Below are 13,126 nucleotides of genomic sequence, written 5' to 3'. Positions count from 1 at the left end.
CCGGCTCAAATTGATTCGATGACCTTCCCTTTCAAAGCACTGATGATTCAGGGCTGCACCTCCGATGCCGGCAAGAGCACCCTGGTCGCCGCCCTGTGTCGCATCCTCAAGCGGCGTGGACTGAACGTCGCGCCCTTCAAGCCCCAGAACATGGCCCTCAACTCCGCCGTCACCGAGGACGGCGGCGAGATCGGTCGCGCCCAGGCGCTGCAAGCCGTGGCGGCGGGCATCCCGCCGCGCATCGACTTCAACCCCATCCTGCTCAAGCCCACCACCGACCGCAAGGCCCAGGTCATCGTCCATGGCCGCGCCGTGAGCGACCTGGACGCCAAGGACTATCACGCCTACAAGACCACGGCCATGCAGGCGGTGCTGGCAAGCTGGCGGCGCCTCACCGACGAATTCGACTGCGTGCTGGTGGAAGGGGCGGGCAGTCCGGCGGAAATCAATCTGCGCGACCGGGACATCGCCAACATGGGCTTTGCCGAGGCGGTGGACATTCCGGTGATCCTGGTGGCGGACATCGACAAGGGCGGCGTCTTCGCCCATCTGGTGGGCACCCTGGAACTGCTGTCGCCCAGCGAGCAGGCGCGCATCAAGGGTTTCGTCATCAACCGTTTCCGCGGCGACATCGGCCTGCTGGAGCCCGGCCTGCGCTGGCTGGAGCAACGTACCGGCAAACCGGTGCTGGCGGTGCTGCCCTATCTGCACGGCTTGTTCCTCGACGCCGAGGACGCCATCGCCACCGGCAGCGAAACCAAGACCGACACCCGGCTCAAGGCCGTGGCCATTGCCTATCCCCGCTGTTCCAACCACAACGACCTGGACCCCCTGCGCCTGCACCCGCAGGTGGATTTTTCCTGGGTCGGCCCCGGCCAGACCATTCCGCCCTGCGACCTGATCGTGCTGCCCGGCTCCAAGGCCGTGCAGGCGGACCTGGAATGGCTGCGGCAGCAAGGCCATGAGGCCGCGATCCAGCGCCACCTGCGCTACGGCGGCAAGGTGGTAGGCCTCTGCGGCGGCTACCAGATGCTGGGCCGCGCCCTGCACGACCCCCAGGGCCTGGAAGGATCGCCCCGCAGCCTGCCGGGCCTGGGCCTGCTCGACTGCGAAACCACCCTGGAGGCGGAAAAGCAGTTGCGCAACGTGCGCGGTACCCTGGCGCTGCCCGGCGCGCCGGCCCTGGCCGGTTACGAAATCCATATGGGCGTGACCGCCGGTCCGGCCCTGGCGCGGCCCGCGCTACGACTGGACGATGGCCGCGACGACGGCGCGATCTCGGCGGACGGACAAATCCTCGCCAGCTATGTGCACGGCCTGTTCGACCAGCCCGAGGCCCTGGCTGCCCTGCTCGCCTGGGCCGGCATGAAGGACGCGCTGCGGGTGGATTTCAACGCCCGCCGCGAGGCGGACATCGACCGCCTGGCCGACGCGGTGGACGCCGCCTTCGACTGGAACACCCTGACCCAACAACTGGGCTGAGCGCCCGCATCGGGGCGGCCCCTACAGCCGCGCTTGCAGCAGCTCGACCAAGCTTTCGGCGACGGCGCGGGGCTCACCGGCGGCGAAGCGGGCCACCAGGTCCACCTGGGGCAATTTCGGCAAGCCGCTTTTCACCGCCACCATGCCCGCCGTGGCCAGGCTGCGCGGCAAGGCGGCGACCGCCAGCCCCGCCGCCACGGCGTGGCGCAGGCCGGTGAAACTGTTGCCGACGTAGGCCACGCGTCCGTCGATGTCGTGCTGGCTCAGGTGGGACAAGGCCGCGACGCGGAACACGCAGCCCTCCTGGAACAGGGCCAGGGGCACGGGGCGGTGCAGGTGGGCCTCGCTGCCCTCGCCGCTGAACCAGACCAGGGGCTCCCGCCGCAACACCCGGCCCGCCCCGCCCTTCGTCCCGGTCAGGCGCTTGACGACCACCAGATCCAGTTCGCCGGCATCCAGGGCCGCCTCCAGGCGCATGGACAGGTCGCAGCGCAGGTTCAACTCCATGCGCGGATAGGCCCGGGCAAAGCTCGCCGCCACGGCGGGGAAAACGCTCTCCATCAACTCCTCGGGCAGGCCGACCCGCAACTGGCCGGACAGCCCGGGCTGGGCGAAGCAGCTATAGGCCTCGTCGTTGAGACGCAACATGCGCCGGCCGTAGTCGATCAGCAGACGGCCTTCTTCCGTGGGCCCCGCCACCCGTCCCTGGGTGCGGTCGAGCAGGGCGTGGCCCACCAAGTCCTCCAGCCGCTTGATCTGAAGGCTGACGGCGGACTGGGTGCGCCCCAGCAATTGGGCTGCCGCCGAAAAACTGCCGCAATCGGCGATGGCCACCAGGGCGCGCAACAAATCCAGGTCCAGATGCCGCATGGCTTTCATCATTTCTTTGGTTAATGATGGCTTGAATATTATCAATTTCCCAAATGAAGTGACAGGCCGTAGCCTGGGCCGACATTTCCCTGGGAGCCATCATGTCCGCCACCTCCACCTGCACCCTAACCGCCATCGCCGCCCCCTCGCCCTGGCGGCTCACCGCCGTCGGCGTCCTCTTCAGTCTGCTCTGGAGCTCGGCCTTCATCGCCGGCAAGATCGGCCTCGCCGTGAGCGGGCCGCTGACCCTGCTGGCCCTGCGCTTCACCCTGGCCGGGCTGCTGCTGTGGGGGTGGCTGGTGCTGTCCGGTCGGCGGGTCGGGCGGCCACGGGACCTGGCCGCCGCGGTGTGCGCGGGTCTGCTTTCCAACGCGGTGTATCTGGGCCTGGCCTACCTGGGCTTGAAACATCTGCCGGCGGCGCTGACGGCCATCATCGTCAGCACCACGCCGCTGTTGACCACCGCGGCGGCGGCCATCTGGCAACGGGAAGCCTTCGGTCCCCGCCGCTCCATCGGCCTGGCCCTGGCCTTCGCTGCCGTGGTGCTGATCATGAGCCAGCGCCTGCGCCTGGAAGGCACGCCCCTGGGGCCAGTGCTATTGATCGGCGCCGGCACCTTGGCCCTGGTGGTGGGCACCCTGCTGAATCGGCATGTGGCGGGGCGCAACGATCCCTGGGCGGTGGCGACCTGGCAATTGCTCGCCGCCGGGCTAGCCCTGCTGCCGCTGGCGGCGGCGGTGGAGGGCTTGCACTTCGTGCCGGGCCCGGCGTTTTTCGGCAGCCTGCTCTATCAAGCCGGCCCGGTCTCGATCGGCACCACCTTGTCCCTACTCTGGCTGGTGAAGCACGGCGGCGCCAGCAAGGGCAGCAGCTTCCATTTGCTCAGCCCCTTCTTCAGCACCGGCCTGGCGGTGGCGGTGCTGGGGGAAACCCTGCTGCCCTTCGACCTGATCGGACTGGTTCCCCTGGTGCTGGGCATGGCCCTGGTGTTGCGGCGCTAGCCGAGCAAGATGGCGATGTCCGCTTCGAGGCTTTGCGGCGTGGTCAGCGGGGCGTAGCGATTCACCACCTTGCCCTGGGCATCGAGGAGGAACTTGGTGAAGTTCCATTTCACGCCCTCGCTGCCCAGCAGGCCGGGCGCGGCCTTCTTCAGGGCCTGGTAGAGGGGATGGGCGTTGTCGCCGTTAACCTCGATCTTGGCGAACAAGGGAAAGCTCACTTCGTATTCGAGGGTGCAGAAGTGCTTGATCTCCGCCTCGTCGCCCGGCTCCTGGTGGCCGAACTGGTCGCAGGGGAAACCCAGCACCGCCAGGCCCTGGTCCTTGAATTTGCGATGCAGGGCTTCGAGGCCCGCGTATTGGGGCGTGAAGCCGCACTTGCTGGCGACATTGACCACCAGGGTGGCCTTGCCGAGGAAGTTGCCAAAGGGAAGCACTTCACCGTCGATGGTCTTGACCTGGATGTCTTTCAAATCGCTCATGGTGCTTTCCTCCCGGGGGTGGTGTGTTGGTTGAAGCCCGCAGTGAACAGTACCGCGCCGGGCCTCAGCCCTTGAGGACCAGCGGCAGCCCCGCCGCGACGAAGGTGACGCGCTGGGCCAGGGCGGCGATGCGTTGGTTGAGGCGACCGGCTTCGTCCACATAGAGCCGCGTGGCGGCACCGAGGGGCACGATGCCCAGGCCCACTTCATTGCTCACCAGCAGGACGCGGCCCGGCAGCGACGGCAGCACATCGAGAAGCGCCTGAGTCTGTTCCGCCAACAACGGGCAGTCAACCGCGAGGCCGGCCTCCGCCTGCGCGGCGGCCCGGCCCTGGAACAGCAGATTGGATAGCCACAGGGTCAGGCAGTCCACCAGCAGCAGGATGTCCTCCGCGGCGTGGCGGCGCAGGACATCGGCCAACTGCACGGGTTCCTCCACCAGCCCCCACTGGGCGGGGCGACGAGCGCGGTGGTGGGCGATGCGCGCCACCATTTCACCGTCACCGGCCTGGGCGGTGGCGATGTAGGTGACGGCGAGTCCGGATTCGACGGCCCGTTGTTCGGCCAGGGCGCTCTTACCGGATCGGGCGCCACCGAGAATGAGTTCAACCATGGGGCGCGAGATTAGCATGGGCACCGACCGGCATCGCCCTGCCCACGGCCCGTACTGCGCTACGCCCAACGATCAGGCGGGGAGCGATCTTTACCGCTCCAGTCTTCCACGCGGGATGGGGGTTTCCGCTTATCCCCCGCGCCGGGACCCGCCAGCCATCTCCCCGTTGCAGGCGATGGCTGGACGGAGGCAGCCCGGCTCGCTTAGGCGGCGGAAACCTGGAACTGGCCCACCAGCTTGTCCAGCTTGGCGGCGCCGGTGCCGGTTTTTTCCGCGCTGCGGCCGGCTTCGGTGATGGCGCTGCGCACGCTGTCGGCGGCGGTGGTGATGTTGGCCACGCGGCTGTTGAGGGCATGGGCGCCGGCGGCGATCTGGTCGATGGTGACGAACATGCGCTCGGTGATGGCCTTCATCTCGCCCTTGTCGGAAGCGGTCTCGGCGGCCAGTTGCAGGCCCTCTTCCATCTGGCTCATGCCGGTTTCCATCCGCGTCACGGCTTCCTCGGCCTGGGACTGGACGTTCTCGATCATGTGGCCGATTTCCTTGGTGGCGCCGGAGGTGCGTTCCGCCAGCTTGCGTACTTCGTCGGCCACCACGGCGAAACCGCGACCCTGTTCGCCGGCCCGGGCCGCCTCGATGGCGGCGTTGAGGGCCAGCAGGTTGGTCTGACTGGCAATGTCGTTGATGACGGTGACGATGCGGCCGATTTCGATGGCGCTGTTTTCCAGGGTGCGGATGGTTTCGGTGGAGGCCTCGACGGACTGGCGGATGTCGCCGGTGCGGGCCTGGACCATCTCGAACTGCTTGCTCGACTCTTCCGTCACCTTCTGCATGGCGGCGCGGATTTCCTCGGCGTTGGTGCTGGCGGTGTCGATTTCCTGGATCTGGTTGCGGATGGAGTCGAGCACGTCCTGCATGGCCGACAGCATCTGGTTCACCGCCTTGCCGCTATGGTGGCTGGTGTCCAGCATGTCCAGGTTGGTTTCGTGGATCTCCTTCGAGGTCCGCACCACCCGGCGCACGATCTGCTCCAGGTTGTCGATGAAGCTGTTGATGAAGTTGGCCTGGATCGAGGTTTCGTCGATGCGCTCCTTGCGCGGCAGGCGCTGGGTCAGGTTGCCGCCGCCCTCGGCGATGCCGCGCAGCAGCCGGCTGGTGCCGCGCAGGCGGCTACTCAAGGGGCGGGCCGCGATGGAGTAGAACAGGCCGGTGCCCAGCAGCAGCAAGACGGCGGTGAGCGCCATGCTTTCGATCTTGCCCAGCTCCAGCAGTTCGCCGGCGAGCAGGGCCAATACCCAGAAACCCATGCTGGACAGCATGTTGAGCCGCAGCAGCTGGTAGCTGATGCTGCGATAGCGGTAGACCTCCTCCAGGTCGGCCTCGCACATCATGCCCCACTTGTCCGGCGAGTGGGGCATGCGGAAGGTGACGCCCTTGCCGATCACCGGGATGTGGCGATAGTCGGAATAGCCGGGATAGGTGACGAACAGGTTGTCGCCCTTGCGGATGGTCTCGCGCACGCCGGGGTGGAGCTGGCCGGTGGCGGGGTCGTTGAACAAGAGCTCCATTTCGGTGTGCTTCTGCACCCGCACCACGCCGTAGTCGGTGCGCACGCCATCCTTGAGGTTGTCGCCGAGGCTGAAGGTGTTGTCCTCGAAACGGGAACGGGACAGGGCGGTGCCGGGACGGATGGTGCGGTCGAAATTGGAGTCCACCATGAACAGGTAGTTGTCGCCGGACTCGTGGAAGATGTGGCCGGCCTCGCGCTGGATCAGGTCGCCGATCACGTCGTTGGGCACGCGGCCGCAGAGGATGCCCACGGTCTTCCCCTGTTGTTGCAGGGGACGATAGAACATCAGGGTCACTTCGTCATGGAACTTGGAGGAGGAAGGACCGAGCTTTTCGGTGACGGGGTCGCAGTAGGGACCATGCAGGAAGTTCTCTTTGCTGCCGGCGGCCACCACGTGGGGCAGCAGGCCGCTGTTGCCGCTGCGCCCGGCGGCGCTGGAGGCGATGATCTTGCCGTTGAGATCAATGACGAAGAATTCGGAAAAGTCCTCGGCCAGTGCCCGGGTTTCCATCAGGGTCTTGGCGTTCACCTCGGGATAGACGAGTTCCAGTTCCTTCCCCAGGTTGTTCATATAGCCCCATTGCTGCTCGGCCCAGGCTTGCAGCAGGCGTACACGGGTGCTGGCGATGCCCTCGAAGGTGGATTCCATGGCCTCGTAGCGGTCCCGGTTGAGGAAGCAGGACCAGCCCATCTTGAACTTGCCCAGCTTGCCGAACAGGGGCAACCAGCCGCGTTCGGCCGAGCTCAGGGACATTTGGGTACTTTTTAGCGTTGGCATAGGAGTCTCTGCATTTCTTTCGTATGTAGTGCCGAGCGGCTTGTGTCTTTTGCTTTGGGTGCATTGCCGCTGCTTGGGTCTACCGTTTAGCAACGACGATGCCAAGAGGCCTGAATCGGCCTCTTCTCTAGGCGGCGCGGTTTTTATGAGGAAGTGAACGGATGGCAAAGCGTGAAAAATTACGCACCAGTTCGGGGAGGGCTCACCAAAGATGAGCGCGTCATGTGACGCAAATGCCACTACTGGCGCGGCTCGGCGGCGGATTGTAGCGCGTCGGCATGTTGTGACTTATGCGATGCAGTTATGCCGTTAACGAACCAAAAAAAAACCGCACCCCTGGGGGTGCGGCTGGGTTCGTTCACGGCAACGGGGGGTGATCGCCCCGGACGGCCTATTTGAAGATGATGGTTTTTTCTTCCGCTCCGCCGTCGCGCTGGGCATCCCGGGGTTGGCCGCCGCCGAACTGCATGGCCACTTCCCGAGCCACGGCTTCGCCCAGGCTGCGGGAGACTTCCTGCATCACCTTGCCCCGGTTCAGGGTCAGGGTGGTGCCGGGGGCGTTGGTCATCTTGGTGTCCGCCCCCTCGCCCATGGCGCTGAAGGCCGCCTTGATCTCGTGGGTACGGGTGTTGATCAGGGAAAACTCAACCACCAGTTCCAGCGCCAGGGTGTGGGAATAGGCGTTTGAACCCTGGATGGGATTGTCGTCGCGGCGGAACTCCACGTTGTTCACCGTCCCCCACAGCACGTAGTCGGCACCGGGGTAATAGCCCTGCTTGATGCGGCCGATGATGTCGTAGAGCTTTTCGGTGTTCTGCTGGGTCCAGGGCTTGCCCTGCACCAGGCGATAGCCGGACTTCAGCAGTTCGCCCTTGATGTCGGCGGTGAACTTGCGCAGTTCGCCACGATCGATGAAGGTCTGGAAGCCGGCGGAGGAACGGAAGGAGACCTCCCCCTTCTCCCGCGAACGGGCCGAGGCGCTGCCGGAGGAAGCATAGTCGGAATCCCGATGGCTTTCCCGGGCGGAAGCGCTGTTGTCGTACTTGCCCTTGAACTCCACGTTCTGGAAGTACTCGCGCACCTTCTCTTCATAGGACAGGTCGGTCACGGCGATGCGCGGGCCGTCGGCCCAGGCGGACAGGGAGGCGGTCGCGGCCATGGCGACGAACGCCGCCGCCAGGCCGCCGCGCAGGAAGCGGACGATGGGGGTGCTAGGCATGGCGTCGCTCCGCGATCAGCGCTTGGAGGTCTTGCGGATTTCCTTCTCGTCCGCCCATTCAATGGTGCCGGACTCCACGTCGGTGAGGATCAGGCTGAACTTGTAATAGACGTCCTTGAGGTCGCTGCTGCGCTTGACGATGGAGGTGATGTTGCCCTCGATGCGGTACTTGGCGCCTTCCATCTTGCCCACCTTGGCGCTGGCGGACTTCTTGTACAGGCCGGACTGGTTCTGGCGGATCAGTTCGTCGGTCTGGTTCTGCATGCCCTCGATGTCGGTGACGAAACGCATGGTTCCGCTCTTCAACACCTGGACGCGGATGGAGTCGGTGATGGACTTGGTGTCGATGTATTCGCTGGTCTTGTTCTTCACCTCGGCGATGGTCACCGTGGGCTTGGTGCGGGCGCCGGCCTGGGACTGGGCCAGGGAGCGGGCCATGGACTCGGCGATGATCTGCAAATCGGTGGAGCCAAATTCGTTGGTCACCTGCTCCACGGCCTTGGCGTCGCCGTAGCTCACGTTGCCGGAACCGACGGTGGGGGAGGTGGTGGTGCAGGCGGACAGGGCCAGCAGGGAAGCGGCCAGCAGAGAGAGGGGAATTGCGCGCATGGAGGTTTCCTTGAAAAGAGGGGACGAAAAAGAAGTCGGGCTCAGTCCGAGCCGAGGGGTTTGTTGGACCAGTTTTCTTCTGCGTTGAACTGGATGCGGAAGTCCCGGGCCTTGGGCGTCGGCGCCAGGGATTGCAGGTTCTGCCGGCTGCCGCCCTGGACCAGGACGGGTTTCCAGGGCTCGTCGTCCCAGACCTGGAAGCCGCTGTCGTCGAGCCACTTCACCCGCCAGAAGGCGCGCCGCGCCGTGTTGTCCACATTGGTCAGCTCCACTTGCAGGGCCAGCAGACCGTTGCGTTCCTTGGCCACCAGGCCGGTGACCTTGACGTAACGGGCGTCGCCCTGGTGTTCCACCTTGGAGGCGATGGTCTGGGCCGCCGCCGGCAGGGTGGCGCCCACGCCGAGGGCAGCGGCCAGGGCCGCGGACAGGAGCAGGGTTTTGAGCATCGGGGATTTCATGAACTGCCTTCCTTTCTGGCGGTGACCGCCGGTTGCTTCTTGCCGCCCTTGGCCTTGGCAGCCGCCTTGGTCTCGGCAGCGGGGGCCGGGCTGTCGGCAATGGGCGATTCTGCACCCGCCAGCGCCGCCGGGGGTGGGGTCTGGGTCACATAAAGCGCATTGCCGGAGCCCCGCAGCACCACCAGGGCCTTGGCCCCGGCCAGTTGCACTTCCCGGTTCACCGTGCCGATGGGAGTGGCGATGGATACGGTATGGCGTCCCGGCGGCAGGGTGGCCCGAGCCACCGAGTAGATGCCGGGCAGGGTGCGCCAGGTGCGCTCGTCGGCCCGCTCCGAAGCCACCGCCGCCACGCCGGCGGCCAGGGACAGCAGGGAACCGGCGAAGCCCATGTTGGCGCTGTTGTCCTGGATGGCCTTTTGCGCCGCGCCCTTGGCGATGGCGCGGATGGAGGACCGGATGATGATGCCGGGCATCTCGTCGGCCATGGCGCGACGAGCCATGGGGTCCACGCTGGTGACCATGGTCAGCGGCAGGGCCTTGTCGTCGATGCCCAGGTTGCCGGGCAGGAAGGGCAGGTCCATGGGTTCCACCACGGGCCAGGAAATGGGGGTCATCACCACCTGGACGCCGTTCTTGGTGGGCAGGGGCAAGGGGATGGGCAGGGTGCGGGAGGTGATGGCGGGGGCGTTGCCGGATTCCACCAGGAACAGGGTGTCCACCCCGGCCTTGCGGTTGCGGGCCTGGCTCACCCGCTTCTCCAGGCCCTTGAGGCCCTCTTCCAGCAGCTTCTCGCCGGGTCGCATTTCGATCGCCTTGCGATAGCCGGGCGCCGCCAGGGAGGTCTCGCCCAGGGCCTCGTAGACGAAGCCGGCCAGATAGTTGGCGATGGCCGACTCGTAGGCGTTCTTCAGGGCCCGCACCTGGGGAGCATCCAGGGTTTCCACCGGATAGCCGTTGAGTTCCTTGAAGGAGGTGGTCTGGAGGCCCTGCTCCTCGGACTTCTTCTTGGCCGCCTCCAGTTCCTTGCTGCGGTACTCGGCGATGATCGCCTCGCGCTCGTGCATCTTCTTGATCTCGATCCGGGCCGAATTCCAGTCGCCCAGGGCCAGGTGGTCGAGGGCCAGGCGCACGCTGAGCAGCACCTTCTCGTAGTCGCGGCCGTCGTAGCGGCGGGTGGTGTCATTGATCAGGTAGGAACCGATGTCCCCCATCAGCTTGGAGGGATCGGTCTTCACCGCCTCCTCCCAGTCGCGCACCTTGCCGTCGGCCTGGAGCCAGTTGTCGCGGCTGTCCGGGTAGTTGCCCTTCATGCGCAGCAGCTCGCCCTTTTCCAGGTAGTAGAGAAGATCCTTGTCCTTGTCGGGGTTGTTCTGCTCCAGGTCGGCCAGGGCCGCGTCCACGGCGCCGGCCTTGGCGGCGTTGACGGTGGAGGCCACCTGCTGGTGGTAACCACTGGTGACACAGCCCGTCAGCAGAAGGGCGAGGCCGAGGACGGCCCCGGCACGGAAGGATGGTTGATGCATGGTGCGGGCTCCCTGATTTTTTTGACGGGACCGGTCTCCGGTCTCCTTAGCCAGGGGATTTGAGGGGAAGCGCGGTGCCTTGTCAATACAATGGCGGTCTGCCGTCCCCGGAGCCCCGCCATGACCACCGCCCATCCGCGCCAATACCGCTACTACGACTTCATCATGGCGGCCTTCGTCTGCGTCCTGCTCTGCTCCAACCTGATCGGCGCGGCCAAGGCGGCCCAGGTGGAGCTGCCCTTGTTCGGCGCGGTGATCTTCAGCGGCGGCGTGCTGTTCTTCCCCATTTCCTACATCTTCGGCGACGTGCTGACCGAGGTTTACGGCTATGGCCGCGACCGCCGCGTGGTTTGGGCCGGCTTTGCCGCCCTGGCCTTCGCCAGCTTCATGTCCGCCGTGGTGCTGGCCCTGCCGCCGGCGGCCGACGATTTCAACCGGGGCTACCAGGCCCACCTGGAGGCGGTGTTCGGCAACACCCCGCGCATCGTCGCCGGCTCCATGATCGCCTTCTGGTGCGGCACCTTCGCCAACAGCTACGTGCTGGCCAAGATGAAGATCGCCACCCAGGGCAAGTGGCTGTGGAGCCGCACCATCGGTTCCACCCTAATCGGCGAGGCGGTGGACTCGGGGCTGTTCTACGTCATCGCCTTCTACGGGCTCTGGCCCGACGAACAGGTGCTGCGCGTGGCCCTGGCCCAATACCTGTTGAAGACGAGCTGGGAGGTGGTGATGACGCCGGTGACCTACCGCGTGGTGAACTTCCTCAAGCGCCACGAGCACGAGGACTGGTACGACCGCCACACCAACTTCAATCCCTTCCGCATCAAGGTCTGAGGGCCGATGACAGAACGGCCGTGACGGGCTTCCCGGCCCGTCGCGGCGCAGCGGGTCCGGGGACGACTACAATACGGCCTCCCGCAGGCACGACCCGATTCCCCTCCCCATGATCAAATTCGACCACGCCAGCAAGCGCTATCCCGGCGCCGCCGCAGGCGGCCAGGCCCTGGCGGACGTCAGCTTCGAAGTGGCCCCCGGCGAACTGGTGTTGGTGCAAGGCCATTCCGGCGCCGGCAAGAGCACCCTGCTCAAACTGATCGCCGCCATCGAGCGCCCCACCGGCGGCGCGGTGCTGGTGAACGGCCAGAACGTGGGCGCCCTCAAGCCCGCCGCCATTCCCTACCTGCGCCGCAACCTGGGCGTGGTGTTCCAGGACCAGAAGCTGCTGTTCGACCGCAACGCCCTGGAAAACGTGCTGCTGCCCTTGTCCATCGCCGGCTTCCCGCCCAAGGAGGCGGCCCGCCGCGCCCGTGCCGCCCTCGACAAGGTGGGCCTGCTGGAACGGGAAAAGGCCCTGCCCATCGCCCTTTCCGGCGGCGAGCAGCAGCGCCTGTCGATCGCCCGGGCCGTGGTGAACCGGCCCAACCTGCTCCTGGCGGACGAACCCACGGCCCACCTGGACCCGGACACGGCGCGGGACGTGGCGGAGATCTTCCTCGACTTCCACCGGGTGGGCGTCACCGTCTTCATCGCCACCTACGACGACACCTATTTCGCCTCGGCCCAGCCGCGCAAACTGATCCTGAACCACGGAAGGCTGCAATGAACGTCTGGCTCAGCCACCATCTGGCCGCCCTCGGCCTGGCCCTGCGCCGGCTGGCCGGCGCGCCGGTGAACACCCTGCTCTCCCTGCTCGCCATGGGCATCGCCCTGGCCCTGCCCGCCGGTGGCCAGATGCTGTTCGCCAACGCCCAACAACTGGCCAACCGCAGCGCCCCCGCCGCCCGCATTTCCCTCTACCTGCCGGTGGATGCCGAACGCAAGGCCGCCACCGACCTGGAAACCCGCTTCAAGGCCATGCCGGCGGTCCAGTCCTGGCAATTCCTGGCCAAGGAGGACACCCTGGCCCGCATGAAAAAGGCCGAGGGCCTGGGCGACGTGATCGACGCCCTGCCGCGCAACCCCTTCCCCGACGCCTACGTGATCGCCCCCCGGGACGAAAGCCCCGAGGCGGTGGAAGCCCTGGCGGCGGAATTGAAAAAACTGCCCCGGGTGGAACACGTGCAACTGGACTCGGCCTGGGTCCGCCGCCTGGACGCCCTGCTGCGCCTGGGCCGCAGCAGCCTGTTCATCCTCGCCGGCCTGCTGGCGGTGGGCCTGGTGGCGATCACCTTCAACACCATCCGCCTGCAAGTGCTGACGCAGAAGGCGGAAATCGAGGTGAGCCGCCTGCTGGGCGCCACCGACGGCTTCATCCGCCGCCCCTTCTACTGGTTCGGCGCCCTCCAGGGCCTGGGCGGCGGCATCGTCGCCTGGATCATCGTCAGCCTGGCCACCCTGGGCCTGGCCAAGCCCATCGGCGAGATCGCCCGACTCTACAGCCTGGGCTTCAGCCTGCAACCCCTGTCCCTGAACAGCAGCCTGGCCCTGCTGGCGGCCGCCACGGCCCTGGGCTGGGGCGGTGCCGCCCTGTCCCTGGGGCAATACCTGAAAGACGAGTGAAGCCCCGGTATGGGGCGGGCGGCGC

General features: G+C 66.4%; 13 protein-coding genes. 5 read left to right on the top strand and 8 right to left on the bottom strand.

Going from position 1 to position 13,126, the window contains the following annotated elements:
• Positions 1–18 precede the first annotated feature (18 nt).
• The gene (locus tag ACYQ2U_RS06595) at positions 19–1,482 is read left to right on the top strand and encodes a cobyric acid synthase (RefSeq protein ID WP_459949562.1); all 1,464 of its coding nucleotides are present in this window, start codon (positions 19–21) and stop codon (positions 1,480–1,482) included.
• A 21-nt stretch (positions 1,483–1,503) separates the two neighbouring features.
• On the opposite strand, the gene ACYQ2U_RS06590 is transcribed toward ACYQ2U_RS06595, so the two are convergent.
• On the bottom strand, positions 1,504–2,352 hold the full coding sequence (locus ACYQ2U_RS06590) for a LysR substrate-binding domain-containing protein (RefSeq protein WP_459949561.1): 849 nt from the start codon (positions 2,350–2,352) through the stop codon (positions 1,504–1,506).
• Positions 2,353–2,453: 101 nt separating this feature from the next.
• On the opposite strand from ACYQ2U_RS06590, the gene ACYQ2U_RS06585 reads away from it, so the two are divergent.
• Positions 2,454–3,353 (top strand): DMT family transporter, encoded by a 900-nt coding sequence (locus tag ACYQ2U_RS06585; protein ID WP_459949560.1) that lies wholly within the window; start codon positions 2,454–2,456, stop codon positions 3,351–3,353.
• On the opposite strand, the gene ACYQ2U_RS06580 is transcribed toward ACYQ2U_RS06585, so the two are convergent.
• The 7 genes from ACYQ2U_RS06580 to ACYQ2U_RS06550 all read right to left on the bottom strand — a co-directional run bounded on the left by ACYQ2U_RS06580 (position 3,350) and on the right by ACYQ2U_RS06550 (position 10,602).
• On the bottom strand, positions 3,350–3,832 hold the full coding sequence (locus ACYQ2U_RS06580) for a glutathione peroxidase (RefSeq protein ID WP_459949559.1): 483 nt from the start codon (positions 3,830–3,832) through the stop codon (positions 3,350–3,352). The two genes, ACYQ2U_RS06585 and ACYQ2U_RS06580, sit on opposite strands and share 4 nt — an antisense overlap.
• Before the next feature lie 64 nt (positions 3,833–3,896).
• Positions 3,897–4,445, bottom strand: a complete 549-nt coding sequence (gene cobU, locus ACYQ2U_RS06575; protein ID WP_459949558.1) for a bifunctional adenosylcobinamide kinase/adenosylcobinamide-phosphate guanylyltransferase — start codon at positions 4,443–4,445, stop codon at positions 3,897–3,899.
• A gap of 203 nt (positions 4,446–4,648) precedes the next feature.
• A complete protein-coding gene (locus ACYQ2U_RS06570) occupies positions 4,649–6,769 on the bottom strand; it encodes a methyl-accepting chemotaxis protein (RefSeq protein WP_459949557.1) in 2,121 nt (706 codons plus the stop codon).
• Positions 6,770–7,184: 415 nt separating this feature from the next.
• Positions 7,185–8,012, bottom strand: coding sequence for a hypothetical protein (locus ACYQ2U_RS06565; protein ID WP_459949556.1), 828 nt, complete (start codon positions 8,010–8,012; stop codon positions 7,185–7,187).
• A gap of 15 nt (positions 8,013–8,027) precedes the next feature.
• On the bottom strand, positions 8,028–8,621 hold the full coding sequence (gene lpoB, locus ACYQ2U_RS06560) for a penicillin-binding protein activator LpoB (RefSeq protein WP_459949555.1): 594 nt from the start codon (positions 8,619–8,621) through the stop codon (positions 8,028–8,030).
• A gap of 41 nt (positions 8,622–8,662) precedes the next feature.
• Entirely contained in the window at positions 8,663–9,079 is a 417-nt protein-coding gene (locus ACYQ2U_RS06555; RefSeq protein WP_459949554.1) for a DUF1425 domain-containing protein, read from the bottom strand.
• Positions 9,076–10,602 carry a COG3014 family protein gene (locus tag ACYQ2U_RS06550; protein WP_459949553.1) on the bottom strand — a complete coding sequence of 509 codons (1,527 nt, stop codon included), beginning with the start codon at positions 10,600–10,602 and terminating at the stop codon, positions 9,076–9,078. Before ACYQ2U_RS06550 ends, ACYQ2U_RS06555 begins: the two co-directional genes overlap by 4 nt.
• A 120-nt stretch (positions 10,603–10,722) precedes the next feature.
• Here ACYQ2U_RS06550 and ACYQ2U_RS06545 point away from each other — a divergent pair, with 120 nt between their 5' ends.
• The 3 genes from ACYQ2U_RS06545 to ftsX all read left to right on the top strand — a co-directional run bounded on the left by ACYQ2U_RS06545 (position 10,723) and on the right by ftsX (position 13,101).
• Positions 10,723–11,436, top strand: a complete 714-nt coding sequence (locus ACYQ2U_RS06545) for a queuosine precursor transporter (RefSeq protein WP_459949552.1) — start codon at positions 10,723–10,725, stop codon at positions 11,434–11,436.
• 109 nt (positions 11,437–11,545) lie between these two features.
• Entirely contained in the window at positions 11,546–12,205 is a 660-nt protein-coding gene (locus ACYQ2U_RS06540) for a cell division ATP-binding protein FtsE (protein ID WP_459949551.1), read from the top strand.
• Entirely contained in the window at positions 12,202–13,101 is a 900-nt protein-coding gene (gene ftsX, locus ACYQ2U_RS06535; protein ID WP_459949550.1) for a permease-like cell division protein FtsX, read from the top strand. The genes ACYQ2U_RS06540 and ftsX overlap by 4 nt, the downstream gene beginning before the upstream one ends.
• Positions 13,102–13,126: the final 25 nt, after the last annotated feature.

The sequence above is a fragment of the Denitratisoma sp. agr-D3 genome (assembly GCF_054658675.1).
The sequence above is the reverse complement of the archived record's forward strand: the minus strand, read 5'-3'. Positions and strand labels throughout refer to the sequence as shown.

Coding starts and splice junctions, on each gene's coding strand:
- ACYQ2U_RS06595 (WP_459949562.1), top strand. CDS start 19: ATGACCTTCCCTTTCAAAGCACTGATGATTCAGGGCTGCACCTCCGAT.
- ACYQ2U_RS06590 (WP_459949561.1), bottom strand. CDS start 2,352: ATGCGGCATCTGGACCTGGATTTGTTGCGCGCCCTGGTGGCCATCGCC.
- ACYQ2U_RS06585 (WP_459949560.1), top strand. CDS start 2,454: ATGTCCGCCACCTCCACCTGCACCCTAACCGCCATCGCCGCCCCCTCG.
- ACYQ2U_RS06580 (WP_459949559.1), bottom strand. CDS start 3,832: ATGAGCGATTTGAAAGACATCCAGGTCAAGACCATCGACGGTGAAGTG.
- cobU (WP_459949558.1), bottom strand. CDS start 4,445: ATGGTTGAACTCATTCTCGGTGGCGCCCGATCCGGTAAGAGCGCCCTG.
- ACYQ2U_RS06570 (WP_459949557.1), bottom strand. CDS start 6,769: ATGTCCCTGAGCTCGGCCGAACGCGGCTGGTTGCCCCTGTTCGGCAAG.
- ACYQ2U_RS06565 (WP_459949556.1), bottom strand. CDS start 8,012: ATGCCTAGCACCCCCATCGTCCGCTTCCTGCGCGGCGGCCTGGCGGCG.
- lpoB (WP_459949555.1), bottom strand. CDS start 8,621: ATGCGCGCAATTCCCCTCTCTCTGCTGGCCGCTTCCCTGCTGGCCCTG.
- ACYQ2U_RS06555 (WP_459949554.1), bottom strand. CDS start 9,079: ATGAAATCCCCGATGCTCAAAACCCTGCTCCTGTCCGCGGCCCTGGCC.
- ACYQ2U_RS06550 (WP_459949553.1), bottom strand. CDS start 10,602: ATGCATCAACCATCCTTCCGTGCCGGGGCCGTCCTCGGCCTCGCCCTT.
- ACYQ2U_RS06545 (WP_459949552.1), top strand. CDS start 10,723: ATGACCACCGCCCATCCGCGCCAATACCGCTACTACGACTTCATCATG.
- ACYQ2U_RS06540 (WP_459949551.1), top strand. CDS start 11,546: ATGATCAAATTCGACCACGCCAGCAAGCGCTATCCCGGCGCCGCCGCA.
- ftsX (WP_459949550.1), top strand. CDS start 12,202: ATGAACGTCTGGCTCAGCCACCATCTGGCCGCCCTCGGCCTGGCCCTG.